Genomic DNA, 25,714 nt, shown 5'->3' on the forward strand with positions numbered 1-25,714 from the left:
CTGACCGATGGCCCGAACATCGACAACGATCAGGTCCGAATCAACCGGAGGAGGTGCCCGCGATGGACGTCACCGCCTATCTCGATCCCCTGGGCGGTCCCACGCCCGTCAGCTGCTACCTGGTGCGGATCTGGGTCCCCGGGCGCACCGAGCTCCACGGCTGGAATACCGCCGACTGGCGCCTCTGCGATGTCGGCTCCGTCGAGGACGCCATCGCCTGGGCACGGGAACGGGCTGCTGGATCACCCTGCGAGGTCCTCTTGGTCGAGGGGGTCGACGGGGTCGACGGGAACGAGCCGCTGCGTCTCTGGGGTGCCGAGCCGGACGATGCGTCGACGACCATCAGCATCCCGTTGTGGAGAGAGGACCCCTCATGACGGAGACCGTCACGCTCCGCCCCCTGCGTGTCACGGACGCCGCCGAGATGGCAGTCGTTCTCGCGCACCCGGACCTCTACCGGTACACGGGCGGGGAGCCGCCCAACGAAGCTGAGCTCGAGCGGCTGTATGCCATCCAGACGCGGGGACGGTCTGCCGACGGGACCGAGGAGTGGCTCAACGACATCGTCGTCGTCGGGGACGCCCAGCGGGCCGTCGGCTTCGTCCAAGCGACTCTTCCGACGGATCAGCGGACAGCGGAGATCTCCTGGGTGATCGGCCAGCCGTGGCAGCGGCGTGGGTATGCAGGTCGTGCTGCGCGGCTCCTCACCGACAGCCTTCGCGCTCGAGGAGTCACGCAGGTCATCGCTCACATCCATCCGGATCACGTGGCGTCCCAGCGGGTCGCCGAGCGGCTCGGCATGAGCCCGACCGACGTCGTCGTCGACGGGGAGACACGGTGGACCGGGTCCCTGGCGTGAGAACTGAAAGGGCTACGTCTGGTGAGGGACCGCCACCGTGAAGGGCTGGTGGTTGAAGAACCCGTTCGTCGCGGTGACGAGGAGCCGTCGGCCCGAGTCCACGTCGACCTCCGCCTCATCGAGCCCGAGCGTCCCGGACGTACCCCGGTAGCGGGCACCGACCGCGACCGTATGGAGGCCTGGCTCGACATGGACCTCTGTCGGCTGTCCCCATCGGCCGGAGTGCTCGGTCCCGTCGACGAGGACAACCGGGCGGGCGAAGATCCGGAGGAACCACCCGTTGACCCAATGGGTCTGCGGGACCACTGCGAGAGTCGACGGCATGCGCCGATCCTAGAAGCCCTCGGCGGGGTGGCGAGCCACACGGCCAGACACCGCCGCAGGCGTCAGACGATGTTCGAGTCGTGATGCTTCGCGGCCTCGGCGATCACCTCTTCGGTCCACTCCTCCTCGGGCACCATCCGTGCGAGCTCCCAGCGCTGATGTACCGGGCACTTCTGGAAGCGTCGGCTGCCCAGGCGGATGGCCTTGAACGAGACGAGCGGGAACCACACGGTCTCGTAGTAAGCGCCCCTGCTGCACTGCACGATCGTCCGGTCGATATCCATCTCTGCAGGTTACCGCCGCTGCGGGGAGCTCCCGTCGTCGCGCGGGGTCTGGAAGACTGGGCCGTGCACCTGGCGTCGCTGCTCAGTGGCGCCCTGACGAACTGAGGTCTATGATGTCCCTGCAGTACCGCACCCCCTCCCGCCTGGGCCGCCCGCTGTCCGTGATCGGGCAGGGCTGCTGGCAGATCGGCGCCGACTGGGGCGATGTCTCCGAGGACTCCGCGAACGCCGTGCTCGATGCTGCGCTCGAGGCCGGCGTGACCTTCTTCGACACGGCCGACGTCTACGGGGACGGCCGTAGCGAGCGGCTCGTGGGCCAGCTGCGTCAGCGCGCGGCGGGCTCTGCGGGCCCGTCGGCCCCGTTGTTCGTCGCCACCAAGGCGTCGCGTCGGGCGGATCCCTTCGCCCCGGAGTCCTTCACCGAGGAGAACCTCCGCGGCTGGGTGGAGCGCTCGCGGCAGAACCTCGCCACCGACACCCTCGACCTCGTGCAGCTGCACTGCCCGCCGCCCGCGATCTACCGCGATGACCAGGTGTTCGACGTGCTCGACGCCCTGGTCGAGGAGAAGAAGATCGCTGCGTGGGGCGTGAGCGTCGAGACCTGCGAGGAGGCGCTGATCAGCCTCGAGCGCGAGCACCTCGCCTCGATCCAGATCATCCTGAACCCTTTCCGCCTCAAGCCGCTGGACGAGGTCGTGCCCCAGGCCCGCGAGAAGGGCGTCGCGATCATCGCGCGCGTGCCCCTGGCCTCCGGCCTGCTCACGGGCAAGTTCTCCCCGTCCACCACCTTCGCCGACAACGACCACCGCCACTTCAACCGCGGCGGCGAGGCCTTCGACCAGGGCGAGACCTTCTCCGGCGTCGACTACGAGATCGGGCTGCAGGCCGTGGCCCGCCTCGAGCAGGCGCTCGACGGCGTGATGCCGCTGCCCGAGGCCTCCCTGCGCTGGATCATCGCCCAGGACGGCGTCACCGCCGCGATCCCCGGCGCCAGCAGCGCCACGCAGGCACAGCGCAACGCCGCCGCCGGCAGTGAGCCGACCGCCGAGCAGCAGGCCGTGCTCGAGACGTTCGACGCCGCCGTGCGGGAGACCTACGACGAGCTGCTGCGCGAGGCGATCCACCCGCGCTGGTGACCTCGGGCGTCAGACGGCGGCGTCGGCGTTCTCGTCGGCCGTCACGTCGTGGCGGATGTCGCCGAGCAGGTGGCTGCCGCCGAGCGGCCCGTCGATCCACTCTTCGAGCCGCCACCCCTGATCCGGATGGCCCGTGAGCGTGACCATGCCCGTGTTGTGCAGGGGGCGTCCGTCGCGGGTGGACGGCTCGAGGTCCGCGGCGAGCGTCGCGAATACCCGGATCGCCGCGCCGTGGCTGACCACCGCGACCGTGGCCTCCTCCGGATGGCGCGCGGCGATTTCGCGCAGCGCCCCCGAATAGCGGGCCCAGAAGGTGTGCCCGTCCTCGCCGCCGGCCAGGGCATGGTCGAAGTCGCGACCGCCCCAGATCGCCTGGGTCTGCTGGTAGGCCTCGACGGACTCGGCATCCCGGTGCATCTCGACGTCGCCGGCGAGGATCTCCTCGAGCCCCTCGGTGACGCGGGCCTCGAGACCGAGTGCCTCGGCCAGAGGCGCGGCCGTCTCGTGGGTGCGCACGAGCGGGGACACGTACAGGCCGACGATGTTCTCCGCAGCGAGGGCGGCAGGGACCGCCCGGGCCTGCTCACGGCCCAGATCTGTCAGCCCGGCGCCCGGGCGCCCGGTGTCGAGCGCACCGAGGATGTTGTTCGGGGTCTGGCCATGGCGGATGAGGAGAAGTCGCATATCTCGGACCTTAGGCCACGAGTCGCGGAAGGACGCACGGACCGGGCGTTGACGTGCGCTGAACCATGCACGATGGACGATCGGCTCCCGGCGTAGCCTGGCCGTGACCCCGTGCCCACCCAAGGAGCGCCCATGCGTCGCAGCATCATCAATGACCCGGACGATCTGATCCCGGAGGCCCTCGAAGGCCTCGCCCTCACCCACCCCACCCAGCTCGAGCTGAACGCCGAGCACCGCTTCCTCAGCCGCAAGGAGCCCGCCCGCGACAAGGTGGGCCTGGTCAGCGGCGGCGGATCCGGGCACGAGCCGCTGCACGCCGGGTTCGTGGGCACCGGGATGCTCGACGTCGCGGTCGCCGGCGCCGTGTTCGCCAGCCCCACCGCGCTGCAGGTCCTGGCGGCCACGAAGGCGGCCGACGCGGGCCGCGGCGTGGTCCAGATCGTCAAGAACTACACCGGCGACGTGCTGAACTTCCGCATCGCCGGGGAGATCAGCGGCGACGACGCGATCGACACCGAGATCGTGCTGGTGGACGACGACGTCGCCACCGACAGCGGGGACGACGGCCCTGGCCGCCGCGGCACCGCAGCCACCGTGATCGTCGAGAAGGTGTGCGGAGCGGCCGCCGAGGAGGGCGCGAGCCTCGCCGAGGTCGCGGCGATCGGACGCCGTGCCGCGGCGTCGGCCCGCACCATGTCCCTGGCGCTCGCCGCCGGCACGCACCCCGGCGATGACAGCCCCCAGTTCGACCTCGGGGACGACGAGGTCGAGCTCGGTGTGGGCATCCACGGGGAGCGCGCCGCGAAGCGCGCCGCCTTCACCGACGCGAACGGGCTCACCGACCTCCTGCTCGAGCCGCTGCTGGCGGAGCTCGACCTGCACCGCGGCGACGAGGTCATCGCGATCGTCAACGGCCTGGGCTCCACCTACCCCCTCGAGCTGCAGCTCGTGGCCCGCGCCCTGCACCACCGCCTCGGCGAGGCGGGCATCGAGATCAGCCGCTCCCTCGTCGGCTCCTATGTCACCAGCCTCGACATGCACGGCGTCTCGATCACCCTCATGCCGCTGGACGACGAGCTGCGCCGCCTCTGGGACGCCCCCGTCCGCACCCCGGCCCTGACCTGGTAAGGAACACACCCATGACCGAAAAGACCCCCAGCCGAACCCTCCCCGCCGGGTTCGGCCGCGCCTTCGTCCTCACCCTGCGCGAAGCCCTCGAGGGCGCCGCGAACGACCTCGGTGACCTCGACCGCCGCGCCGGCGACGGCGACTTCGGCACCAACGTGCGCACCGCGATGAAGCACCTCGATGCGACCCTCGAGGCCGACGAGCCCAGCAGCTACCGCGAATACCTGACCGCGCTGTACATGGCGTGGCTCGGCGTGGGCGGCACCAGCGGACCCCTCTTCGGGATGTTCTTCCGCGACCTCTCCAAGGCAGGGGAGGACACCGGCGCCGACGTTCCCACCGTCACCCAGTTCGCGGACGCGCTCGCCGCCGGCCAGGCCACCGTGCAGCGCTACGGCGAGGCGAAGGTGGGCGACAAGACGATGATCGACTCCCTCGACCCGGCCGTCGCCGCCCTGCGCGCGGCCCTCGAGGCGGATGCGGAGACCAGCGCCGTCGAGGCCCTGTTCGCGGCGGAGGATGCCGCTGTCGCGGGGGCCACCGCCACCGCGCAGACCACCGCCCGCCGTGGCCGTGCGAGCTACGTCGGCGACGCCTCGAAGGGCGTCATCGACCCCGGCTCCGCCGCCATGGCCATCGTGATCAGCTCCGCTCGTGCCGGCGCCGACGGCTCCGGCGTCGCCCACTTCGGCTGGATCGCCTGAGGGCACCTGCCGTCCCGGATGCCGAGGAGCAGGGCACAGGTCCTGGTGCCCTGCGGCGATGCATGGAGGCCCTGCCTCGTCCCGATCGGCGAGCTCAGCGAGCCCTGATCCTGCAGTAGGCCTGTACTGCTGCGAGATCGGGGTCGTGCTCCCCGATCGAGGCGTGGTGCGTGATGGTTGTAGGCTCCGGCACCCCGCTGTCGACATCGCGCATCCAGTACGCCCAGCAGAGCCCCGTGCCCGTGGCCGGGTGTCCGTGCTTGGACAGGAACCTGACCCCCAGGGGGCGCGTTCCGTCGTCGAGAGTGACCTCATCACGAAGCACGCGGGCGATCGCAGTTGTCAGTGTCCGGTCGTCCCCGGTGAGGTGAGCGAGCGTCAGAGGTTCCTCGAGTTCGCCGTCGGCCGTCGGCCAGGGATGTTCGTGCAAGTCCTCGAGGGCGGTGATCGTCTCGGTGGCCGTGTTGTCGATCCACGAGCCAGCCGGAAATGCGAGGGCATAGACCCGCCTCCCTTCCCGGAAGGTGCGGGGGAGCCAGCTGGCCTTCATCGACCCGGTCTCGTCCCACTCGGCGACGATGTCGCGCCAGAGCTCGTCGAGATTCTTCCCGAGGGCGTCCGCGATCGGCTGGAGAGCGCGGCGCTCTCTGCTGACGTCGGTACGGTACGGCGCCAGCAGCTCCATATAGGCGGTGACCCGGTCAGCGCACGCGTAGATCGTCCGCCCGGGTGTGTCGTACCGGCTCCACGCCTCAGGGCCGCTGTTCGAAGCTCGAGCAACGGGGTCGAGAGGGCCGTAGGACTCGCGGGCGATGCGCAGAGCGGAGACCGGGCTCGCCACGAGGGCGAGCCCGGTCCGCGAACAGATCCGCTCATCTGGTGCGGGCATGAGCGCGCGTCAGCCGCTGAACGTGTCGTCGACCAGCGCCTCAGCGGCCGTCGCCACCTCCGGGAGGCGACCTTCGCGGATTGCATTCACCGGAGTGTCATAGCCCAGCCAGGGGTTCGCTCCGATGAACCACACCCGAGCGACGTGCTCCCCCTCCGCCTCGGCCACCTTCTGCCACTGTTCGTAGGCGAAGACGAGGCGCTTGATGGTCTCCGGTCGCGGCTGAGGACCTGTTGCCTTCGCCCACCTATGGGAGGACTTCGTATCGGAGGAGCCGGCCAGAGCCGAGACCAGCGTTCCACCCAGCGAGGCGTTCAGGCGCCGGGTGAGCTCCCGGATGTCCAGGGCGATCGCACGACGGTAGGCCGAGTCATGGATCGCACCAGCACCGGTCGAGGGTGCGGCAGAGGATGTCGTGGGGACCATGGGTGCCTCCGTTCTGAGGTCTATGCCCTCTACGATACTCGGACTTGTCCCCGCATGGCTACCCCTATGCCACGCAAATGCCACTGTTCTGCGCCCATTCGGGCCGCTTGCGGCCGTGGCAGAACGTGGCAGTCCTCTGGCTCGCTGGATCTGGTCGTCGGCACCCGGGTCGCGGACGGGCGCGGGGCGCGATGTTCTGCACTGGTAGCTTCAGTTCTCGTGTCCGACCTCGCTGCCCTGATCCCCACCCTCGGCGCCGCCACCTGGGTGCTGGTGATGATCGGTGCGCTCGTCGTGGGCCTGTCCAAGACCGCCATGCCCGGCGGCGGCACCATCGCCGTCGGCCTCTTCGCGCTCGCCCTGCCGGCGAAGGAATCCACCGCCGCGCTGCTGCTCCTGCTCATGGTCGGCGACGCGACCGCGCTATGGGTCTATCGGCGCGAGCCCGACGTGCGCACGCTGGTGCGACTGATCCCCAGCGTGCTCATCGGCATCGTGCTCGGCACGATCTTCTTCGCGACCGTGGGCGGGGACACCGTGCGCACCACGATCGGCGTGATCCTGCTGGTGCTGATCGCGGTGACCGTGTGGCGGCGGCGCTCGGCTCGCGTAAAGAAGTCGGCGGATCCGTCCGCGGCCGCGGACGCCGGCGACGCGACCGATCCGGCAGTCGCCCCGTCGGGCGCCGGGGTCGCGCTCAGCCGTGCCGGGTACGGGGTGCTGGGCGGCTTCACCACGATGGTCGCCAACGCCGGCGGACCCGTGATGTCGATGTACTTCTACGCGATGCGGATGCCGGTGCTGACCTTCCTGGGCACCTCCGCCTGGTTCTTCGCGATCGTCAACGTCATCAAGCTGCCCTTCTCCGCCGGCCTCGGCCTCATCACCCGCGACACCCTGGTCATGGACCTGATGCTGGTGCCGCTGGTGCTGATCGGCGCGTACTGCGGGGCGAAGATCGCGCGGCGGATCCCGCAGGGCGTCTTCGAGAAGCTGATCCTGGTGCTCACCGTGGTCTCGGCGCTGGCACTGCTCGTCCTCTGAGCTCGGGTCCTCCGGGCTCTGGTCCGGGCGGGCCTCTGCCCCGGAGAGCGCGGTGGCTCAGCGGGCGTCGGGCGCGAGCGTGGCGACGCCCGCCCAGGCGCTGATCTCCTCGAGCACGCTGAGCAGCTCGGGCGGCTGGATCACCTCGATCGGACCGCCCAGGCTGATCAGGTGCATGGCCACCCAGCGCAGATCCCCGCTGTCGGATCCGGCGCGCACGATGCAGGCGTGCTCGCCGTCGGCCGTGACCGTCGCCGCCCGCACCGGGATGAGCTTCTCGACCTCGTGGAGCGGCCGACGGATGCGGGCCACCACCTCGGTCGTGTACCCGCCCACGGTGATCGACTGGCGCACGGTGGCCTCGATGTTCGGCGTGGGTCGCGGCGTGATCGGGAAGGTGCTGGGGTGCACGGCCTGCATGCGGTCCAGGCGGAAGGTGCGCCAGTCCTCGCGGTCCAGGTCCCAGGCGAACAGGTACCAGCGCCCGTCGACAGACAGCACCCGTCGCGGCTCGATGCTGCGCTCACCGCGCTCGCCGTCCCCCTTCTCGTAGTCCAGGCGCACCCGCAGCCCGTCCCGCACCGCGGTGGCCAGGGCGATCAGCACGGCGGCGCTCGCAGCAGGGACGGGCCGGGCCACCACCCCCAGGGCGTCGGTGACGGCGGAGACCTCCGAGCGGACCGTCGGCGGCAGGATGCGATCCAGGGCCGCGAGTGCCCGCAGCGCCTCTGCGTCCAGCCCCTCGAGGCCCGAGGCGGCGGCGAGCCGCAGTCCCACCGCGACCGCCACTGCCTCCTGCGATCCCAGCAGCAGCGGCGGCAGCTCCCGCCCGGCACCCAGCTGGTAGCCGCCGCCGTGCCCCGCCGACGTGAGCACCGGGTATCCCATCGAGCGCAGCCGGTCCACGTCCCGGCGCACGGTCCGCTCGGTCACGGCGAGCTCGGCGGCCAGCTCCGGCCCGGTCCAGACGGTGCGGGACTGGAGCAGGGCGAGCAGTCGCAGGGCTCGGGTGGTCACGTTGCTCATGGGAAGAGTGTGCCCGTCTTCGCGGACAGAAACTGTCCGCTTCAGGGAGGAAGGTGGTTCTCGACCGCACAAGAGGGCGTCGCGGACTCCCGCCGCCCGCACCGAAGGAGAACCGAACCATGCCGTTCCTCACCGCAGAGACGACCGACGAGCTCGACAACCTCGCGACCTTCGCCCAGCAGCAGATCGAGCAGGTCGCCACGGCCCTTCACGGCCTGAGCCCCGAGCAGCTCCGCCAGGTCCCGAGCGCCTCGGGGATGAGCCTCGGTGCGCTGTCCCGGCACGTCCTCCTCATGGCAGAGACGGCGGCGCGGACGATCGCCGCGGCCCCCGGGGAAGGAGCGGCCCCCGACCGCGCCCCGGAGCAGTACCAGGCCGAAGGCGGCCTCGCCCCGGAGGCCGCCCGCGAGGAGGACACCGCGGAGTCGCTGACCGAACTGCTCCAGGCGGCGGGCCAGGCTCTCGCGGACGCCATCCGCGGCACCGATCCCGAGACCCGGGGCCCGGTCCCGGATCAGCCCTGGTTCGAGGGACGTACGACCTGGAGCATGCGGTGGTACGCCCTGCACCTGGTCGAGGAGAACGCCCGCCACGCCGGCCACGCGGACATCCTGCGCGAGAGCATCGACGGCAGGGGCACGTACGAGCTCAACGCCCTCGCCGCCGGGCAGGCCTGGCCGCCTGCCGGCTGGTGAGGACGGGCAGGATGGCCCAACCGGCGATGAGCCACGACCGACGATCGACGAGGAGAGAACGATGACCAGAAGCGACGCAGGAATCGAGAACGAGCGCGAGAGCGCCAGCCCGGTCCTGGGCAAGGACGGGGACCTGCCCACCGTCCTCATCGACCAGATCGAGTTCCAGGTCCGTGAATGCCTGCGGCCCCGGCTCGAGGGCCTGACCGACGAGGAGTACTTCTTCGATCCCACGGCCGGCGGGACCGCCTGGACCGTCCACCCGCGCACTCCCGCCGGCCAGACGCCGCCGACCTCTGTCCAGGGCGGCAGCGGGGACATGACCATCGACTTCGAGTTCCCCGAACCCCAGCCGGCGCCGCTGACCACGATTGCCTGGCGGTTCGGGCACATCATCGTCGGCGTGCTCGGAGCTCGCAGCCATTCCCACTTCGGCGGGCCTGCTGCGGACTACATGAGCTGGAACTACGCGGCGACCGCCCAGGAGGCGCTGGCCCAGTTCGACGCCGAGTACGACCGGTGGATCACCGGCGTCCGCTCCTGGAGCGCGGAGGATCTGCAGGTCGCCGTGGGGGAGGCCGAAGGGCCGTACTACGCCGAGTACTCCCGCGCCACGCTCGTCGCGCACATCAACCGCGAGCTCATCCACCACCTCGCCGAGATCGCCCTGCTGCGGGACCTCTGGACGCACCGTGGCTGAGGCACTGAGGCACTGAGGCACTGAGGCACTGAGGCACTGAGGCACTGAGGCACTGAGGCACTGAGGTACTGAGGTACTGAGGTCCTGGGGAACTGGGGCGCTGAGGTGCAGCCGGAATGACGGCCAGGATGACGGTCCCGGAGAAGGACGGCCTGAGCGGGGAGCCTTCCAACGGCGAGTGCGACCTTGGCGCTGTTCTCAGGGTCTCGAGACAGCGCCAAGGTCGCACTCGACGGACGTCGGCTAGCGAGATCCAGCGAGGTGGCGCGAAGAGACGTCGGGCGACTCAGGCCGCGGGAGACGGGTGGCCCGCTGCAGTCCGGACCCGGGACCACCGGGCCACCAGCAGATGCAGCGGCAGCGTGATGGCGAGGACTCCGGCGGCGAGGAGCGGCAGATGCCCGGGCGCGAGCCCCGTCGTCAGGGCGATCCCGCCCACGCCGCCGCCCAGCGCGCCGCCGAGCGAGATCGCGCTGGCGTTCAGCGCCATGACCACGGCGACGGTCCCCGGGGTCATCGCCGCCAGGCGGGCCTGCTGGGGCACGGCATGCCCGCCGTTGCCGATGCCGGCGAGCACGAACCAGACCAGGCTGAGCACCGCGAAGGCCGCTGGCGCCGCGAGGGAGAACGCGAGCGTCCCGAACAAGGCGTTCACGAGCAGGCCGCAGAGGATCACGGTCAGCACCCGCACCGGCGAGAAACGATCCACCAGTCGACCTGTGATCGCATTGCCGACCATGCTCGCCACTCCGTAGGCGCACATGATCACGATCATCATCCAGCCGGCGGGGTGCGTCGGCTCCAGGATCAGTACCGCATAGGTGAAGCAGGTGTAGCTCGCGCACAGCACCCCGGTGGAGACCAGCAGGCCGGCCACGAGGCGAGGCTGGGCGAGGGGCTTCAGCCGGGCGACCAGCGTCGAGGACGGGTAACGCAGCGGAGGCAGGCGCAGGCCGATCCCGATCAGGGCGATGGCGCCGACCACCGAGACCAGCACCAGCGGCAGGCGCCAGCTGGTCTGGCCGAGGATCAGGCCGACGGGCACGCCGAGCGCGGTAGCCGTCATCCACCCGCCGAGCACGAAGGACAGCGCCCGGCCCCGGTGGCGCTCCGCCACGAGGTGCACCACGTACCCGGTCACGGCCGCGCCCAGCAGGCACCCGCCGAGCGCCGCGATCACGCGCCCGCCCAGGGCGAGGGAGTACGTGGGCGCGATCGCGTTGAGCAGGTTGCCGACGATGAAGGTCGACAGCGCCGCCATGATCACGCGGCGCTGCTCCCAGCCGCTCGTGGTGGCCCCGAGGATCGGGCCGGCCACGGCGGAGGTGAGGGCGAAGACGGAGACGAGCTGACCGGCGAGGGCCGCGGTGACGTCGAGGTCGGCGGCGATGTCCGGCAGCAGGCCGGCCAGGACGTACCCGTCGATCCCAGTGGTGAAGGTGGCCACGGCCAGCCAGATCAGCGTGCTGTACGGGACGCCCGCCGGGCCGGGGGATGCAGGGTCGGACATGCCGGGGCCTTCGGGAGTGCTCACGAGGCGGGTGACTCTCTATCGGTCGGTGCCAGGAGAGGATGGCGGGGGAACGGTGTGCGGACGAGCCGGGTGCGGACGCACGGGGCGCAGGAGAGCCAGAAATGCGGCTCCAGGACCGATGATGCGCGAAACATCGGTCCTGGAGCCGCATTACCGGGGTGCTGGCCCGGCGGGCTCGGCTGGCCCGCCCGGCCGGGCCCGCCGGACTCGGCAGACTGGCGGGACTGGTGGTTCTGCCGGGCCCGCCCGTTCGGTCAGAGGCTGATGACGTCCGCGACCTGGCCGGTCTTGGAGGACTCGTAGGCCGCCAGGATCACGCCGAGCACGCTGACGCCCTCGACCTGGTTGTTGATCGGGCGCTCGCCGGTGGTGAGCACGTCCACGAAGTGGGCGATCTCGGCGGCGAAGGTGTCGACGTCCTCGTGCTCGAACACCTGGACCTCCTCGCCGCGCAGCTGCACGCGCAGGGTGGAGCCGTCCGAGCTCAGAGAGCCCTTCTCGCCCACAGCGGAGAAGCGGTCGGTGCCGGGCGCGGCGGCGTAGGCCCAGGAGGTGACCATCTGGCCCACGGCGCCGTTGTCGAAGCGCACCAGCACCTGGGCGGAGTCCTCGCCCTCCATGAACTTCAGACGGTGGGTGGAGAGCATCGCGAAGGCGCTGACGGGGGTGGCCCCGGCCAGGTGCAGCATCAGGTAGGTGGGGTGGTAGCCGGTGTCGATGAGCTCGCCGCCGCCGGAGGTGGCCGCGTGCCCGCGCCAGCCCATCGACTCCGGGTCGAAGTCGTTGAAGAAGGAGTCGGTGGTGCGCACCTCGTAGACCTGGCCGAGGGCACCGGAGTCGATGACCTCCTTGGCCTTGGCCACGGCCGGCATGAACAGCTGGTTGTGGGCGCACATGAGGGTCACGCCGGACTTCTCGATGACCTGGCTGACCGTGGTGGCCTCCTCCGGGGTGAGGCACAGCGGCTTCTCGCACAGGATGTGCTTGCCGGCCTCGGCCGCCGCGATGATCGCGGGGGTGTGGAGGTGGTGGGGGAGGCAGATGTCGACGGCGTCGATGTTGGGGTCCTTCACCATCTCGGTGAAGTCGCTGTACCCGGTCGCGCCGGTCTCCTCGACGCGCTTGGCGAGGGCCTCCTCGCTGGCATCCGCGATCGCGGTGATCTTCACGCGGTCGGGGATCTGGGCGTAGCCCTTGAGGTGGGCGTTGGCGATGCCGCCGCCGCCGATGAGGCCGATGCGGACGGGGGACTGGACGGTGCTGGTCATGGGGTTCTCCTCAGGAGGGTGATGGGTGCTGCTGGGTGGTGCGGGTGCTGCTGCGGGTCAGGGGCTGCGCCGGCTGGCACGTGGGAAGCGCCGGTCGGGGCAGGGTGGTGGACACGCGGGACGAGCGGGATGAGCTCGCCCGATCGGTCTCAGGCCGACGCTGCGGCGTTGGCCGCCACGACCAGCTCGGTCAGCGCGCGAGCACGCTCGAGGTTCTCGGTGGTCTCCTCGCCCGTGCGGATCGCCTGGACCCACTGGGCGAAGGGATTCGGGATGTCCTCGGGGACCTCGATGACGGTGGGCCCGTCACCGGTGTCCAGGACCATGGCGCCGTCGGCCCCGAGCCCGTAGGTGAGGGTGCCGGTGGTGCCCTGGACCTCGATCGAGAAGGGGCTGAACGGCGTCACGAAACCGGTCTCGACCACGCCGATGGCGCCGTCGGGGCTGGTCACGGTGACCACCGCGTTGTCCTCGACGCCACGGCCGGTCACATCGGTGTAGGTGGCCGAGGCGACGGTGACGTCGGTGCCCAGGATCAGCTGGGTCAGGTACGACGGGTGGGCGGCGAGGTCGCTGAACGCTCCGCCGATGGCCTCCGCCGGATCGTAGAAGCGCGGCGGCAGCCAGTCGGCCGTGGAGCCGTTGTGGGCCAGGCGCACGCGGGAGTAGCTCAGGCGACCCAGCGAGCCGCCGTCGAGCACCTCGCGCAGGGCCACGGTGTAGCCGTGGGCGAGGCGCGGCAGGGACACGGTGACCTGCACGCCGGCGGCGCGAGCGGCCTCGAGCAGCTCGTCGCACTCGGCGAGGGTGGGGGCCAGCAGCTTCTCGGTGAAGACGTGCTTCCCGGCGGCGATGACCTTCCCGATCACCTCGCGGTGCACGGTGGTGGCGGTGGTGATGGTGACGCCGTCGAGATCCTCACGGGCCAGCAGGTCGTCGAGGTCGGCGACGAACTCGACGCCCACGGTCTCGGCGAGGGCCTTGCCGCGCTCGGCGTCGTCGTCCCAGACGGCGACGAGCTCGGTCTCGGGGTGGTTCTGGGCTTCCCGGGCGTACTCCTCGGCATGGACATGCCAGGCGGACAGGGCGGCGATGCGCAGTGTTGCGGACACGAATACTCACGATCTGGGGTGGAGGGAGCGGCGCGCCCGCAGGACTTACAGCCACGTTGATGGTGTGAGCAAGCCTACAGATGTTCCGGGGGAGCGGAACCCCCTGGGCGCGCTTTTTTGCCAAGGCTTAACCGCTTTGTCCTGCGGCGGCGTGCCTGCAGATGAGTGTCGTGGGGCTGGAGCGAGGTCCCGGACACGGCCGGGATGCGTCCCTAGAGCCACCCCAGCAGTAGGCGCGCGGCCCACACCACGACCAGCAGCCCGATACCGCCGACGGCGAGCTGCTTGCCGACCTTCTTGGCGCGCGGGCCACCGAGCATCTCGGCGGCGCCGGCGGCGTCGGCGACGGTGCGACGAAGCGCGTCGGGTCCCGCTCGTCGTGTCGCACCTCGACCGACTGTCCGGTGCGGTCCTCCATGCCGATGTCGGAGTGGGCCGCCTCGCCTCGGGCTCGCGGAGGACTCCCGCCGTTCTTTTGCATTTGCGGCGTACTTGATGGCGACCCGACCTTCGGCTGTCGACAAGAGCGCACGTAGCACTGGGACACCCACAGCGGTCGGCTCCGCGCCGAGCACGTCAGTGGCTCACGCTATGGTCTACCCATGCGCCGCGCCATTCGAAACTACGCTGGACCGCTATTTACGATCATTACGGTTTTGCTTGCTCTGCTCAGTGCTTTCGCTATATTCGCTCCGAACATGCGAGACTTCCTGAAGGGTGCGTGGGCGCTAGGATGGATTGGATTTACGGTCCTCACTATTTCATCTTGTCTTATTTGGTGCATCCAAGATGGAACACTGCAGAAACTTGAGAATCAAAATGGCCAACAGCGTAAAATCCTAGGAGAGCACGCGAGCTGCGTCGGAGACCTAGCGGCCCTTGAAAGTGAATGCGACGACCTCCGTCGCGATCTTGAGGCGGCCCGCATGCAGGTGCGCTCCCTCCAGAAACCCGTGCCGACAGCTCGTGACCAGGCTCTCTTCGCGCGACTGACCGAGGAGTGGTCTTGGGGTGCCGGGACGCTGTTCTGGCTGACAAATAACTTCAACTCAAAGTCTTGGGACTGCAACACTCCGAGTCAGCTCTTTGCATTCGTAGACCTCGAGGGTGAGTTGTACTTTGAAGACGCGTTTGTCGACAAGGCGTTCGATAATTTTAGAACGGTTTGCACGGATTTTGCTGACTGGCTCGCGACAGAAAGCTCACCCAGCGACCAGAATGTCAAATTACAGCTTGTGCATGATGGGGCTTACCGGCCTGGCGGGTACGCGGAATATCTGGAAGTGCGGCGACACGGCGAAGAACTTTCAGTTCATGTTGTAGACGCCTGGCGTAGTTTCGAGCATGTTGGGCGATCTCGCAGCCTCTAGATCGTTCTTAGCGGCAGGTCACGGTTTCGTGTACTCCACCCGCCGACGCCAGGATTGGGAGGACGATGTGGGCATGTCCCTCGATCTGGATCCCCTCGAGCTGCTCGCGGTCGCCCTGACCGCCGTGATGCTGGCCCTGCCGATCGCCTTCCCCCTCGCCGCAGCCGCCATCGCCGCGCCGCGACGGCTGTGGAACGGGGCGGGACTCGCCCTGGGGCTCGGGCTGCTGCTCGGCGTCCCCGCGGCCATCGCCGCGGAGGTCCTCGATGTCCACGGCACCGCCCTGATCGCCTCGTCGCTCGGCCATCTGGTGGGCATGGCCCTGGTGATCGCTGCGGCGGTCTTCGTCGTGATCCGGTCCGACGGGTCCTGGCTGACCGCCGTGATCGGGATCGTCGCCTGCGCCGTGATCGGGCTCGGCGAGCCCAGTCAGGTGCTGCCGGCCCTGTTCGGCCTGTCGCCATCGGTCATCGTGGTGGGCGCCGGGGCGGTGATCGAGGCCGTCGTGGTCGTCGTGGCGGTCGGAGCGCTGGTCGCCGCGGCCGGGCGCGTGCGGGCCCTGCAGATCGGCATCGCCGCCGCCGGCGCCGTGGCCGCGGTGATGATCGGCATCTCGGTGGTCATGCACCTCCTGCACGGCGGCGCCGTCCTCGAGGCCGGAGGCATCCCGATCGTCGCGCAGCTCGTCGTGATCGTGGTGGCGCTCGTGGTCGGCACCGTGGTCGGTGCGGTGCTCGAGCGCGTCTCAGCCCAGCGGAGCGACCTCGAAACCGGCGGGAGCCAGGCCTGAGAGCTCCGCGCGCAGCAGCTCCGCGACCTGGGTGCGACGGCGCGCGCCCATCCGTTCGATCGGGCCGGTGACGCTGACTGCCACGGACCGGCCGCCGGGCCGCACGAGTGCGACGCCCACGCAGGCGATGCCCTGCTCGTTCTCCTCGACCTCGCTGGACCATCCGCGCAGCTGGGTCTCCTCGATGACCTCGGTGAGCCGTGCGGGCTCGACGACCTGACCCGGCTCCCCGGTGTCGACGGCCGTGGCCTGCGCGTACGCCTCCAAGGACGCCCCGCGGACCCCGTCGGCCGCGAGGATCGCCCGGCCCATGGCGGTGCGGGCGGCCGGGGCGCGCTTGCCGATGCTGGACCAGACGCGCACCGTGCGCTCGGGTTCGACCTTGTCGAGATAGAGCACGTTGGCCCCGTCGAGCCGCCCGAGGTGCACGAGCTCCTGGGTGCGGTGGGAGATCGCGGCGAGGGCCGGCGCGAACAGCATCGCGAGGTTCTCGCCCCGCTCGAACTGCCCGGCCAGCAGCGCGACCGAGCCCCCCAGGCGGTAGCGCTGATCCGGAGCGACCTGCTCGGCGAAGTCCCGGTGCATCAGCGCGCGCAGCAGTCGGTGCACGGAGGCCTTGTTCAGGCCGCTGGTCTGCGCGACATCGCGCAGCGTGATGCCCTCGGGGCCGGCCTCGGCGAGGATCTCGAGCAGGATCAGCGCCTTGTCCACGCTGCCCACGGGGGAGGCGGCGGGCTCGGGGCTCTCACGGGGGTCAGTGCTCGCAGTGGGCTCAGAGGTCGACGTCATGGGTCCCATTGTCCCGTCGTCCGTCGGTGCTGGGACGGCGTTGCCGCCCCTGGTCGGGACCCCTATGATTATCGCGCATCTCGAAACAGACGTTTTGCATACCGAAACGATACAGGGTCCGGCACGAGATTCGACCACACTGATACCCGCCACGACACCCAGGAGAGCACCCGATGAGCATCGAACGCATCGACGTCAACGTCACCAGCCCCGGCCGCAATTTCGTGACCGTCAAGGTCACCACGAGCGACGGCGTCGTGGGCCTCGGCGACGGCACGCTCAACGGCCGCGAGCTCGCGGTCGTCTCCTACCTGCGCGATCACGTGGCGCCCACCCTGATCGGCCGCGACGAATCGGCCATCGAGCAGACCTGGCAGTACCTCTACCGCAGCCCCTACTGGCGCCGCGGCCCGGTCACCATGGCCGCCGTCGCCGCGATCGACATGGCGCTGTGGGACATCGCCGCGAAGAAGGCCGGCGAGCCGCTGTACAAGTTGCTCGGCGGCGCCTCCCGCACCGGGCTGCTCACCTATGCGCACGCGTCGGGCACCACCATCGAGAAGCTCAACGAGGCCACCCACGGCTACGTCGAGCAGGGCTTCAAAGCAGTGCGCATCCAGGCCGGCGTTCCCGGGCTGGACCAGATCTACGGCGTGCATGACTCTGAGCCGGGCGGGAAGTACGAGTACGAGCCCGCGGGGCGGACGGAGGCCGGGGCCCCGCTGCGGCCGACGGAGGAGACCTGGGATACCCGCGCCTACCTGCGCCACCTGCCCACCGTGTTCGCGGGCGTGCGCGAGGAGTTCGGCCCCGAGCTGCGCCTCCTGCACGACGGCCACCACCGCATGAGCCCTATCGAGGCCGCGAAGCTCGCGAAGTCGCTGGAGCCCTACGACCCGTTCTGGCTCGAGGACTGCACGCCCGGCGAGGACCAGGCCGTGCTGCGCCTGGTGCGCCAGCACTCGGTGACGCCGCTGGCCATCGGCGAGGTCTTCAACTCGGTGTACGACTACCAGACCCTCATCACCGAGCGCCTGATCGACTACGTGCGATCCTCGGCCACCCACGCCGGCGGCATCACCGGCCTGCGCCAGATCATGGCCTTCGCCGCGGTCTACGGGATCCGTTCCGGGTTCCACGGGCCCACGGACGTCTCGCCGGTGGGGATGGCCGCGAACCTCCACCTGGGCCTCGCGATCCACAACTTCGGCATCCAGGAGTACATGCCGCACTCCGAGACCACCCTGTCGGTGTTCCGCACCAGCTACCGCTTCGAGAACGGTCTGCTGCACCCGGGCGAGACCCCGGGCCTCGGCGTCGAGCTCGACGAGGAGGCGGCGGCCGCCCACGAGTACGTGCCCGCCTACCTGCCGGTGAACCGCCTGCGCGACGGGTCCGTGCACGACTGGTGAGCTGAGGTGCGCCGACCTTCCGGCGGACTTCCGGGCACGGCATGCCTAGGGTGAGGGGCATGCTCGTCGATCCTGCCCCCGATCTCCCTGCCACGTCCGGTGCCGGTGCCCGTGCCGGTGCCGATGCCGGTGGTGATGCCTCACGCACGGATCCGTCCCGGGACAGCGTCCCGATCCGGCGTCGGACGGCCCTGGCCGGCGCCGGCAGCTCGCTGGCCCTGCTCGCGCTGGCCGCCTGCAGCGACGAGGACACCGGGCCCGGGCCGCAGGAGCCCGACGTGGAGGAGGTCGCCGAGCTGAGCGTCGTCTACCGCGAGGACCCTGCCTCGCGCGGCGACTGGATGGTCTGGACCGTCGGCTACGACCTCGCGGAGGACCAGGACGCCCCGCCGCTGTACGACGCCACCACCCAGCAGGCGCGGGACGAGGCGCTGCAGGCCAAGAAGGCGGAGAAGGACTGGACCCGCGAGGACCCCTTGCTGGTGCTCGACCCCTACGGCAGCACCCGCACCGGTCTGTACGTCTACTTCGAGGACGCGGCCAGCGGGCAGCTCGACGTCCTCTCCCGGGCCGCGGCCACCGAGGGCTTCGCCCGCACGGCCGCCAACCATGGCCGGACCGGCTTCGAGGGCCTGGTCATCGGCCTGGTCCCCGGCGCCCACAACACCCTGTCGCTGACCTGGACGCCCGAGGCCGGTGGCGAGGCCGGTGGCGAGGCCAGCGGCAGGACCAGCGGCGAACTGCGGATCAAGGCCCCCGCCACGGAGTCCGGATATGGCACGGCCGTGACCGCCGAGATCGCCGATCCGGATGCCCTCACCCCGGGGCTCTTCGCGCTCAGCGGCGTCACCGTCCAGAGCAACAACACCTACCTCGTCGACAACGCCGGCACGATGCGCGCCGAGGTGAGCTCCGGCGACACCGCCGCGCACCACGTCGTCGTGACCGACGGGGACCTCGTGATCACCACCGGGTCCCGCCAGGTCGGCATGCTCGATCCGCTCGGGCACGCCCACACCCTCATCGACCTGGGGGACCACAGCGTCCACCACGATCTCGTCGTGGTCGACGGCGTCGCCTATGTCCTCACGTCGGACTCGACCTCGGAGCGGGTCGAGGACCGGGTGATCCGGGTGGATCTCGCCTCCGGGGACGTCGCCCAGGTGGTCGACCTGCAGGCGATCCTCCCCGAGTACGAGAAGCTCGCCCACGCCCAGGAGGGCGAAGCCGGCGGGTCCGCGGTCCAGGGCAAGGACTGGATCCACGTCAACTCGATCGACGTCCGCGAGGGCGTCATGTACCTCTCGGCCCGCGAGACCTCCACGATCATCGCCCTGGACGACGCCCTCGACCCGGGAGCCGACCCCACCGTGCGCTGGATGATCGGTGTGGCCGCGCTCTGGGAGGGCACCGGCTACGAGGAGCACTTCCTCGCCCCCGAGGGCACCGTGATCGGCAATGCCGGCCAGCACAGCGTGCGACGCCTCGACGACGACGCCCTGGAGGCGGGCCAGTTCTACCTGGAGATGTTCAACAACAACTATTGGCGGGTGGGCACGCGCGACGACGCGGACTGGCAGGACGTCGGCCCGGAGGACGCCACCACCGATGAGCACGACGGGGTCAGCCACGCCCTGCGCTATCTCGTCGACGAGAACGCCGGCACCTACCGGCAGGACGACGCCGTCGAGCTGCCGTACTCCTCGGTGGTCTCCAACGTGTTCCGCCTCGGTGACGGCGGGATCGACCAGCCGATGGTCGCGAACTCCGGCCGTGCGAACGAGTTCTCCGAACGGTCGGCCGACGGGAAGATCCTGGCCACCTACCGCTACGACTCCGCCAGCCATGGCTACCGGGTCTACAAGGACTCCTTCGACGGTTTCTGGTTCAGCGGGCACTGATCCCGGGAGGTCGAGAGGCCGTGCCCCGTCGGCCGACCCTCTGATCCCGCGCCCCGTCGGCCGACCCTGTGATCCCGCGCCACCGGACACGATTCCCCTCGGCCCGTCCGACTCGGACACAATGAGACGGTGACAGAGACCCAGGCGACCGTCGAATCCGTCCTCTCGATGCTGCGCGCGCAGCCGCACGACGAGGAACAGCTCGAGCAGCTCGCCCGCGAGGCGCATCTGCTGCCTGCCGGCGAACTGCTCTATCTGCTCGAGTCCCGTCCCGAGACCGAAGCGGCCGTGCTGTTCCGGGTGCTCGACAAGGACACCGCGCTGAGCGTCTTCGAGTCGCTGCCCTCCCATCACCAGGCCGAGCTGATCTCCGCCCTGCGCACCCCGCAGGTCGCCGAGATCATCGGGGACCTCGACCCCGACGACCGTGCCGCCCTGCTGGACGAGCTGCCGGCCTCGGTCGCCGAGCGGCTCATGCACGGGCTCGATGCGGACGAACGGGCCATGACCACCACGGTGCTGGGCTACCCGCGCCACGCCATCGGCCGGTACATGTCCCCCGAGGTGCTCACCCTGCACCCCTCGCTCACGGTCCGGGAGGCGCTGGCCCACGTGCGGACCCACGCGGAGGAGCCCGAGACCATCTACCTGCTGCCGGTGGTCGACAGGACCCGGACGCTGCTGGGTGTGGTGGGGCTGCGTCGGCTGCTGCTCGCCGACGAGGACGCGCTCGTGGGCGACATCGCGCACGACGCCGTCCGCGCGACCGCCACCGACGACCGCGAGGACGCCGCTCGACGCTTCTTCAGCGCGAAGCTCCTGGCCATGCCCATCGTGGACAGCGAGGACCGTTTGGTGGGGATCGTGACCGTCGACGATGCCGTGGACATCATCGAGCAGGAGAACACCGAGGACTCCGCCCGCACCAGCGGCTCCGAGCCGCTTCCGCGCGCGTACCTGTCCACCCCGATCGTGGGGATCGTGCGCAGCCGCATCGTCTGGCTGCTCGTGCTGGCCATCTCCGCGATCCTCACCGTCCAGGTGCTCGAGGTCTTCGAGGACCGGCTGGACCAGGTGGTGATCCTGGCGCTGTTCATCCCGCTGCTGACCGGCACCGGTGGCAACACCGGCAACCAGGCGGCGACCACCGTGACCCGTGCGCTCGCCGTGGGCGAGGTGAGGGTGCGGGACCTGCCACGTGTGGTCTGGCAGGAGCTGCGCGTGGGCGCGACGCTGGGCGCTGTGCTGGGCACCCTGGGGTTCGTGGTCTCCGGCCTGGTCTACGGCTGGCCGATCGGCACGGTGATGGGGCTGACCCTGCTGTCGATCTGCACCATGGCCGCGATCGTCGGCGGCCTGATGCCGCTCGTCGCGAAGCGGGTCGGGGCCGATCCGGCAGTGTTCTCCAACCCCTTCATCTCCACCTTCTGCGACGCCACCGGCCTGATCATCTACTTCACGATCGCCACGGCCGTGCTGGGCCTCTGACGGCCCGACCCGTCGCGCTCCCGCCGCGCGAGGCCCACTCACGTTCCCGTCTGGCGGGGCCCACTCACGCTCTCGTGGGGCGGGTCCTCGCCGCGAAGAGTGTGACACGCACACCGAATCCCTCGATCTGTACCGCCAGCGGTACGGATCGAGGGATTCGGCGGGCGTGTCGCGACCTGGTGCCGGTGGGGTCCGCGCGCCTCGGTACTGGCGGGCCGGCGCGCTCGCTCCCGACCCGGGCCGGCGGGCCTGCGCGCTCGCTCCCGACCCGGGCCGGCGGGCCTGCGCGCTCGGTCCCGACCCGGGCCGGTGGATCGGGACGCTTCGGCCCGGGTCAGGGCCGGGCGCTCACACCTCGTCGCCGACGGTGATCGCCTCGGCCTCCTCGACCGGGGTGAGCTGGTGGTGGGTGCCGACGGCGGCGAGGTGGCGTCGGCCGATCACGAGCATGAGCATCGAGACCACGAGCGCCCCGGCGGCGAGCAGGTACGGAGCGCCGGCGGCGGTCGCGGCGGCGAGCGGCCCGGCGATGGCGGGAGCGATCGCGCCGCCGAGGAAGCGCACGCCGGAGTAGGCGGAGCTCGCGACGCCGCGGGGCAGGTCGGTCGCCTCCATGACGGTCTCGGTCAGCGCCGTGTTCATGATGCCCAGCAGCAGTCCGCCGATCACGATGAGCACGATCAGTCCGGTCATCGAGGTGTGGAAGATGCTCATGATCAGCATCAGTACCGCGAGCAGGCCGAGCACGGTCAGCAGCGTGGGGATCAGCCCGAGCTTCCGGGTGAGGACCGGGGCGACGAACACCGAGGTGATCGCGAGGCCGAGGCCCCAGCCGAAGAACACGCCGCCGATGCCGAGGGCGCCGAACTCCATCCCGTGCGCGGCGGCGGCCGCCTCGAGCGGGAAGGGCGAGTAGGCCAGCAGCGTGAAGAACGCGAAGTTGTAGAAGATCGCGGTGAGGGCGAGCGTGCGCAGCGCCGGGTGGGACAGGGCGCGCAGCGAGGCCAGCGGCGCGACGTGCGCGGGCTTGGCCTCTTTCTTCAGCAGCACCATGATCGCGAGGAAGCCGACGCCCATCAGCACGGCGGTGCCGGCGAAGGGGGCGCGCCAGGAGACGTTGCCGAGCAGTCCGCCGAGCAGCGGGCCGAGCGCCATGCCGATGCCGAGCGCGGTCTCGTAGAGGATGATCGCGCCGGCACTGGGGCCGGCGGTGGCACCGACGATCGCGGCCAGGGCCGTGGAGATGAACAGGGCGTTGCCGAGGCCCCAGCCGGCGCGCAGGCCGATGATCTCCCAGACGCCGCCTGCGCCCGCGGCGAGTGCCGCGAACAGCACCACCAGCACGAGGCCGATGAGCAGCGTGCGCTTCACCCCGATCTTCGAGGCGAACCAGCTGGTGAAGAACATGGCGATCGCGGTGATGAAGAGGTAGCTGGTGAACAGCAGCATCGCCTGCGACGGGGTGGCCTTCAGCTGGGTGCTGATCGCGGGGAGGATCGGGTCCACCAGGCCGATGCCCATGAAGGACACGGTCGCGGCGAAGGCGATCGCCCACACGGACTTGGGCTGGCGGAACGCCTCGCGCAGGGTGGGGGCGGCGTTCTGGGCGGCCGGCTTCCGCGGCGGGGGCGGCGGGGTCGTGCCCTGCGGAGCGGTCGAACCGGTGGTGTGCACGGTCATGCGGTGAGGTCCTTCGGTCGGAGGGGGACGACGGGTCGAGCCCGGAGATGGTCCGGGGGAGCGGGTCGACGTGAAGGGGGCGGGATGAGCTGCGGCGTGGAGCGGGGACGGGCTCCGGTCGGGGTCACCCGTCGTGCGAGTCGACGAGCCCGGCGAGGATCTCGGCGGCGCGCTCGAGGGTCGCGATGTCCTCGGCGGGAAGCGGCTCCAGGAGTGCGCCGACGCCTGTCGCGAGCTGGGAGCGCCAGGCGGTGAGCTGTCGGGCGCCCTGCTCCGTGGTGCTGACGAGGGAGGAGCGGGAGTCCGTCGGGTCGGGTTCCCGGCGCACCAGCCCCTCCTCCTCGAGCCGCTTGATGACGGTGGTCGCCGTGGGGCGGGAGACCCGTTCGCGGTCGGCGATCTCGCTCAGGCGCAGCGGCCCGTGACGCTCGATCGTGGCGACCACGCGCCAGGACACCGTGCCGACGCCCACCTCGGAGCGGCGTGCGGCGAGCCGGGAGAACTGGCTGCACACCAGGGCGAGGTGCTGGGGGAGCTCGCCAGGAGCGTCATCGGAAGTCATCACGACGAGTCAGAGTAGTTTGCAATGCGAACTAAAACAAGTGAGGGATGCGAACTGGTTGTGTGCGTCTCACGACGCCCGGCGCCCGGCGCCCAGTGCGACCTTGGAGCTGTTGTCTGACGTTCCATTGCGCGGAAAGGTCACACTCGGTAGGCCGCGCCGACGCCGACGCCGACGCCGACGCCGACGCCGACGCCGACGCCGACGCCGAGGTCGATGCGCCAGGGCCGGCGTTCGAGCCTCAGCGGATCACGGGATCTCCGGCGCCGCCGGCGAGCAGGGCGTCGAGGTCGCGCCGTCGCGGCGCCCCCTCCCAGTCCCCGGGAGTGGTGCAGGCCAGCGCCCCGCAGGCGTTCGCGCGGGCCAGCCGCGCGGCCACGTCGAGCCCGTCGAGCTGGGCGCTGAGGTACCCGGCCACGAAGGCGTCCCCCGCGCCGACGGTGTCGACCACGTCGACCCGATGCCCGGGAGCCTCCTGGATCTCACCGTCCGCGAGCGTGGCGCCCCCGTCGGCCCCGAGCTTCACGACCACCTGGCGGCCGTCGGCCTCCAGCGCCCGCAGCAGGGCCTGGTGGTCGGACTCGTCGGCAGCGGCAGCGGTGCCGACACCTGCACCGCCTGAGGCGGGGGCTATGATCGACAGCTCCTCCGGCCCGCCGAACACGATGTCGACGTGCTCGAGGATCTCGCCCAGACGCTCCGCGAGCAGTTCCCGCGATCCGAGGCGGGAGCGGTAGTTCACGTCGAGGCTGACCTGCACTCCCGCCGCGACGGCCCGATGCACGGCCGCGACATTGGTGGCATGCGCGGTCTCCGACAGCAGCGGGGTGATGCCGCTGAGGTGCAGGATGTCCGCCTGCTCGATGAGGCCGTCGGGGATGTCGTCCGGCGTGAGCGCGGAGGCGGCGGACCCGGCGCGGTAGTAGTCCACGCGGGTGGTGGTGCCGCTGGGGCGGGACTTGAGCATCAGGCCCGTCGGCCGTTCCGGATCGACCGCGCAGTGCACCTCGACGCCCTCGGCGCGGATCTCCCGCATCACCCGCGTGCCCAGCGGGTCATCGCCCACCCGGCTCACCCAGGCGACGGGGACGTCGAGGCGGCGCAGTCCGATCGCGAGGTTCGACTCGGCGCCGCCCAGGGAGATGTCCACCGAGGGCAGGTGGGCGAGCGAGCCGATCGTGCCGCTGCGCATCATCGCCATGGTCTCGCCGACGGCGACCACGCGCGCGGCCGACGGGGCGCCGCTCATGCCCCGGCCTCGCGGGTGGTCACGCCCACGAACTGGGCGGCGCGGTCGGCGAGGGCGCCGAGGTCCCCGCCCTTGAGGGCATCGCCGAGCAGCGGGCCGCCCACGGAGACGGCGTCGGCCCCGGCCTGCAGCCAGGCGCCCGCCGCCTCGAGGTCCACGCCGCCGGAAGGGATCACGCGGATGCCCGGGAAGGGTCCGCGCAGGTCCTTGAGGTAGCCGGGACCCACGACGCTCGCCGGGAACACCTTGACCGCTGCCGCGCCGGCGGCCCAGCCCGTGTGCAGCTCGCTCGGGGTGAGGCCGCCGGGCACGATCGCGATACCGGACTCGGCGGCCGCGTCGAGGAGGTCTGCCCGGGTGATGGGGGTGACGATGTAGTGCGCGCCGAGCTCGGCCGCCCGCCGCAGGTCGGCGGGGTCGGTGACGGTGCCGATGCCGATGTCGAGCTGGTCGCCGAACCGCTCCAGCAGGTCGGGCAGCTCGTCGAGGGTGCCCGGGGTGGAGAGCGTCAGCTCGACGGAGCGGATGCCGGCGCCGGCGAGGGTCTCCAGCACGGGTGCGTACTGGTCGGCGCGCTCGCCGCGGATCACGACGATCAGGCGGGCGGCCGCGGTGCGCTCGGGAAGCGTGGGGCGTTCGGTGCGGGTCATGGCGGGCTCC

The 25,714-nt window shown here is 70.7% G+C and carries 27 protein-coding genes; 13 read left to right on the forward strand and 14 right to left on the reverse strand.

Features of this window, described 5'->3' with window-relative positions:
• Nucleotides 1-62 precede the first annotated feature (62 nt).
• Both ACT3T5_RS18115 and ACT3T5_RS18120 read left to right on the forward strand, forming a co-directional pair.
• Entirely contained in the window at nt 63-377 is a 315-nt protein-coding gene (locus tag ACT3T5_RS18115; RefSeq protein ID WP_444595141.1) for a hypothetical protein, read from the forward strand.
• Entirely contained in the window at nt 374-859 is a 486-nt protein-coding gene (locus ACT3T5_RS18120) for a GNAT family N-acetyltransferase (RefSeq protein WP_444595142.1), read from the forward strand. Before ACT3T5_RS18115 ends, ACT3T5_RS18120 begins: the two co-directional genes overlap by 4 nt.
• Nucleotides 860-871: 12 nt before the next feature.
• Here the strand turns inward: ACT3T5_RS18120 and ACT3T5_RS18125 are convergent, their stop codons facing one another.
• Nucleotides 872-1,183, reverse strand: a complete 312-nt coding sequence (locus ACT3T5_RS18125) for a hypothetical protein (protein WP_444595143.1) — start codon at nt 1,181-1,183, stop codon at nt 872-874.
• Nucleotides 1,184-1,245: 62 nt separating this feature from the next.
• Nucleotides 1,246-1,467 (reverse strand): hypothetical protein, encoded by a 222-nt coding sequence (locus ACT3T5_RS18130; protein ID WP_443345665.1) that lies wholly within the window; start codon nt 1,465-1,467, stop codon nt 1,246-1,248.
• Nucleotides 1,468-1,586: 119 nt separating this feature from the next.
• Between ACT3T5_RS18130 and ACT3T5_RS18135 the strand changes: the two genes are divergently transcribed.
• On the forward strand, nt 1,587-2,603 hold the full coding sequence (locus tag ACT3T5_RS18135; RefSeq protein ID WP_444595164.1) for an aldo/keto reductase: 1,017 nt from the start codon (nt 1,587-1,589) through the stop codon (nt 2,601-2,603).
• A 9-nt stretch (nt 2,604-2,612) separates the two neighbouring features.
• Here the strand turns inward: ACT3T5_RS18135 and ACT3T5_RS18140 are convergent, their stop codons facing one another.
• The gene (locus tag ACT3T5_RS18140; protein WP_444595144.1) at nt 2,613-3,287 is read right to left on the reverse strand and encodes a histidine phosphatase family protein; all 675 of its coding nucleotides are present in this window, start codon (nt 3,285-3,287) and stop codon (nt 2,613-2,615) included.
• Nucleotides 3,288-3,419: 132 nt separating this feature from the next.
• On the opposite strand from ACT3T5_RS18140, the gene ACT3T5_RS18145 reads away from it, so the two are divergent.
• On the forward strand, nt 3,420-4,415 hold the full coding sequence (locus ACT3T5_RS18145; RefSeq protein ID WP_443345667.1) for a dihydroxyacetone kinase subunit DhaK: 996 nt from the start codon (nt 3,420-3,422) through the stop codon (nt 4,413-4,415).
• An 11-nt stretch (nt 4,416-4,426) separates the two neighbouring features.
• Nucleotides 4,427-5,119 carry a dihydroxyacetone kinase subunit DhaL gene (gene dhaL / locus ACT3T5_RS18150; protein WP_444595145.1) on the forward strand — a complete coding sequence of 231 codons (693 nt, stop codon included), beginning with the start codon at nt 4,427-4,429 and terminating at the stop codon, nt 5,117-5,119.
• A gap of 94 nt (nt 5,120-5,213) precedes the next feature.
• Here the strand turns inward: dhaL and ACT3T5_RS18155 are convergent, their stop codons facing one another.
• Complete coding sequence (locus ACT3T5_RS18155; RefSeq protein WP_444595146.1) at nt 5,214-5,804, reverse strand: hypothetical protein; 591 nt, start codon at nt 5,802-5,804, stop codon at nt 5,214-5,216.
• Between the two features lie 213 nt (nt 5,805-6,017).
• The gene (locus ACT3T5_RS18160) at nt 6,018-6,434 is read right to left on the reverse strand and encodes a hypothetical protein (protein WP_226850691.1); all 417 of its coding nucleotides are present in this window, start codon (nt 6,432-6,434) and stop codon (nt 6,018-6,020) included.
• Nucleotides 6,435-6,653: 219 nt separating this feature from the next.
• Between ACT3T5_RS18160 and ACT3T5_RS18165 the strand changes: the two genes are divergently transcribed.
• Nucleotides 6,654-7,478 (forward strand): sulfite exporter TauE/SafE family protein, encoded by an 825-nt coding sequence (locus tag ACT3T5_RS18165; protein ID WP_444577389.1) that lies wholly within the window; start codon nt 6,654-6,656, stop codon nt 7,476-7,478.
• 57 nt (nt 7,479-7,535) lie between these two features.
• On the opposite strand, the gene ACT3T5_RS18170 is transcribed toward ACT3T5_RS18165, so the two are convergent.
• Entirely contained in the window at nt 7,536-8,504 is a 969-nt protein-coding gene (locus ACT3T5_RS18170; protein ID WP_444595147.1) for a helix-turn-helix transcriptional regulator, read from the reverse strand.
• A 119-nt stretch (nt 8,505-8,623) separates the two neighbouring features.
• Here ACT3T5_RS18170 and ACT3T5_RS18175 point away from each other — a divergent pair, with 119 nt between their 5' ends.
• Both ACT3T5_RS18175 and ACT3T5_RS18180 read left to right on the forward strand, forming a co-directional pair.
• A complete protein-coding gene (locus ACT3T5_RS18175) occupies nt 8,624-9,199 on the forward strand; it encodes a mycothiol transferase (protein WP_444595148.1) in 576 nt (191 codons plus the stop codon).
• 61 nt (nt 9,200-9,260) lie between these two features.
• On the forward strand, nt 9,261-9,899 hold the full coding sequence (locus ACT3T5_RS18180; protein WP_444595149.1) for a DinB family protein: 639 nt from the start codon (nt 9,261-9,263) through the stop codon (nt 9,897-9,899).
• Between the two features lie 286 nt (nt 9,900-10,185).
• Here ACT3T5_RS18180 and ACT3T5_RS18185 read toward each other — a convergent pair whose 3' ends face one another.
• From ACT3T5_RS18185 to ACT3T5_RS18195, 3 genes are all read right to left on the reverse strand, one after another.
• Nucleotides 10,186-11,409, reverse strand: a complete 1,224-nt coding sequence (locus tag ACT3T5_RS18185; RefSeq protein WP_444595150.1) for an MFS transporter — start codon at nt 11,407-11,409, stop codon at nt 10,186-10,188.
• 278 nt (nt 11,410-11,687) lie between these two features.
• Nucleotides 11,688-12,701: a Gfo/Idh/MocA family protein gene (locus ACT3T5_RS18190; RefSeq protein ID WP_444577381.1), complete on the reverse strand. Its 1,014-nt coding sequence runs from the start codon at nt 12,699-12,701 to the stop codon at nt 11,688-11,690.
• Nucleotides 12,702-12,850: 149 nt separating this feature from the next.
• Entirely contained in the window at nt 12,851-13,813 is a 963-nt protein-coding gene (locus ACT3T5_RS18195; RefSeq protein WP_444595151.1) for a Gfo/Idh/MocA family protein, read from the reverse strand.
• Between the two features lie 602 nt (nt 13,814-14,415).
• On the opposite strand from ACT3T5_RS18195, the gene ACT3T5_RS18200 reads away from it, so the two are divergent.
• Together ACT3T5_RS18200 and ACT3T5_RS18205 are read left to right on the forward strand one after the other, a co-directional pair.
• The gene (locus ACT3T5_RS18200) at nt 14,416-15,183 is read left to right on the forward strand and encodes a hypothetical protein (RefSeq protein WP_444595152.1); all 768 of its coding nucleotides are present in this window, start codon (nt 14,416-14,418) and stop codon (nt 15,181-15,183) included.
• A gap of 73 nt (nt 15,184-15,256) precedes the next feature.
• Complete coding sequence (locus ACT3T5_RS18205; protein WP_444595153.1) at nt 15,257-15,973, forward strand: hypothetical protein; 717 nt, start codon at nt 15,257-15,259, stop codon at nt 15,971-15,973.
• Here ACT3T5_RS18205 and ACT3T5_RS18210 read toward each other — a convergent pair.
• Nucleotides 15,929-16,762 carry an IclR family transcriptional regulator gene (locus tag ACT3T5_RS18210; protein WP_444595154.1) on the reverse strand — a complete coding sequence of 278 codons (834 nt, stop codon included), beginning with the start codon at nt 16,760-16,762 and terminating at the stop codon, nt 15,929-15,931. The two genes, ACT3T5_RS18205 and ACT3T5_RS18210, sit on opposite strands and share 45 nt — an antisense overlap.
• 173 nt (nt 16,763-16,935) lie before the next feature.
• On the opposite strand from ACT3T5_RS18210, the gene manD reads away from it, so the two are divergent.
• The 3 genes from manD (at nt 16,936) to mgtE (ending at nt 21,563) form a co-directional block, all read left to right on the forward strand.
• A complete protein-coding gene (gene manD / locus ACT3T5_RS18215) occupies nt 16,936-18,174 on the forward strand; it encodes a D-mannonate dehydratase ManD (protein WP_444595155.1) in 1,239 nt (412 codons plus the stop codon).
• A 59-nt stretch (nt 18,175-18,233) separates the two neighbouring features.
• Entirely contained in the window at nt 18,234-20,075 is a 1,842-nt protein-coding gene (locus ACT3T5_RS18220; protein ID WP_444595156.1) for an aryl-sulfate sulfotransferase, read from the forward strand.
• 129 nt (nt 20,076-20,204) lie between these two features.
• Nucleotides 20,205-21,563, forward strand: coding sequence for a magnesium transporter (mgtE, locus tag ACT3T5_RS18225; protein WP_444595157.1), 1,359 nt, complete (start codon nt 20,205-20,207; stop codon nt 21,561-21,563).
• Between the two features lie 348 nt (nt 21,564-21,911).
• Here the strand turns inward: mgtE and ACT3T5_RS18230 are convergent, their stop codons facing one another.
• The 4 genes from ACT3T5_RS18230 to ACT3T5_RS18245 all read right to left on the reverse strand — a co-directional run bounded on the left by ACT3T5_RS18230 (nt 21,912) and on the right by ACT3T5_RS18245 (nt 25,704).
• Nucleotides 21,912-23,243, reverse strand: coding sequence for an MFS transporter (locus ACT3T5_RS18230; protein ID WP_444577369.1), 1,332 nt, complete (start codon nt 23,241-23,243; stop codon nt 21,912-21,914).
• Nucleotides 23,244-23,367: 124 nt separating this feature from the next.
• Nucleotides 23,368-23,805, reverse strand: coding sequence for a MarR family winged helix-turn-helix transcriptional regulator (locus ACT3T5_RS18235; protein ID WP_443416157.1), 438 nt, complete (start codon nt 23,803-23,805; stop codon nt 23,368-23,370).
• Between the two features lie 241 nt (nt 23,806-24,046).
• Entirely contained in the window at nt 24,047-25,054 is a 1,008-nt protein-coding gene (locus tag ACT3T5_RS18240; RefSeq protein WP_444595158.1) for a sugar kinase, read from the reverse strand.
• Nucleotides 25,051-25,704 carry a bifunctional 4-hydroxy-2-oxoglutarate aldolase/2-dehydro-3-deoxy-phosphogluconate aldolase gene (locus ACT3T5_RS18245; RefSeq protein WP_443351753.1) on the reverse strand — a complete coding sequence of 218 codons (654 nt, stop codon included), beginning with the start codon at nt 25,702-25,704 and terminating at the stop codon, nt 25,051-25,053. Before ACT3T5_RS18245 ends, ACT3T5_RS18240 begins: the two co-directional genes overlap by 4 nt.
• Nucleotides 25,705-25,714 lie beyond the last annotated feature (10 nt).

This window comes from Brachybacterium sp. AOP3-A1-3 (assembly GCF_052378285.1).
Classification (GTDB): Bacteria; Actinomycetota; Actinomycetes; order Actinomycetales; family Dermabacteraceae; genus Brachybacterium.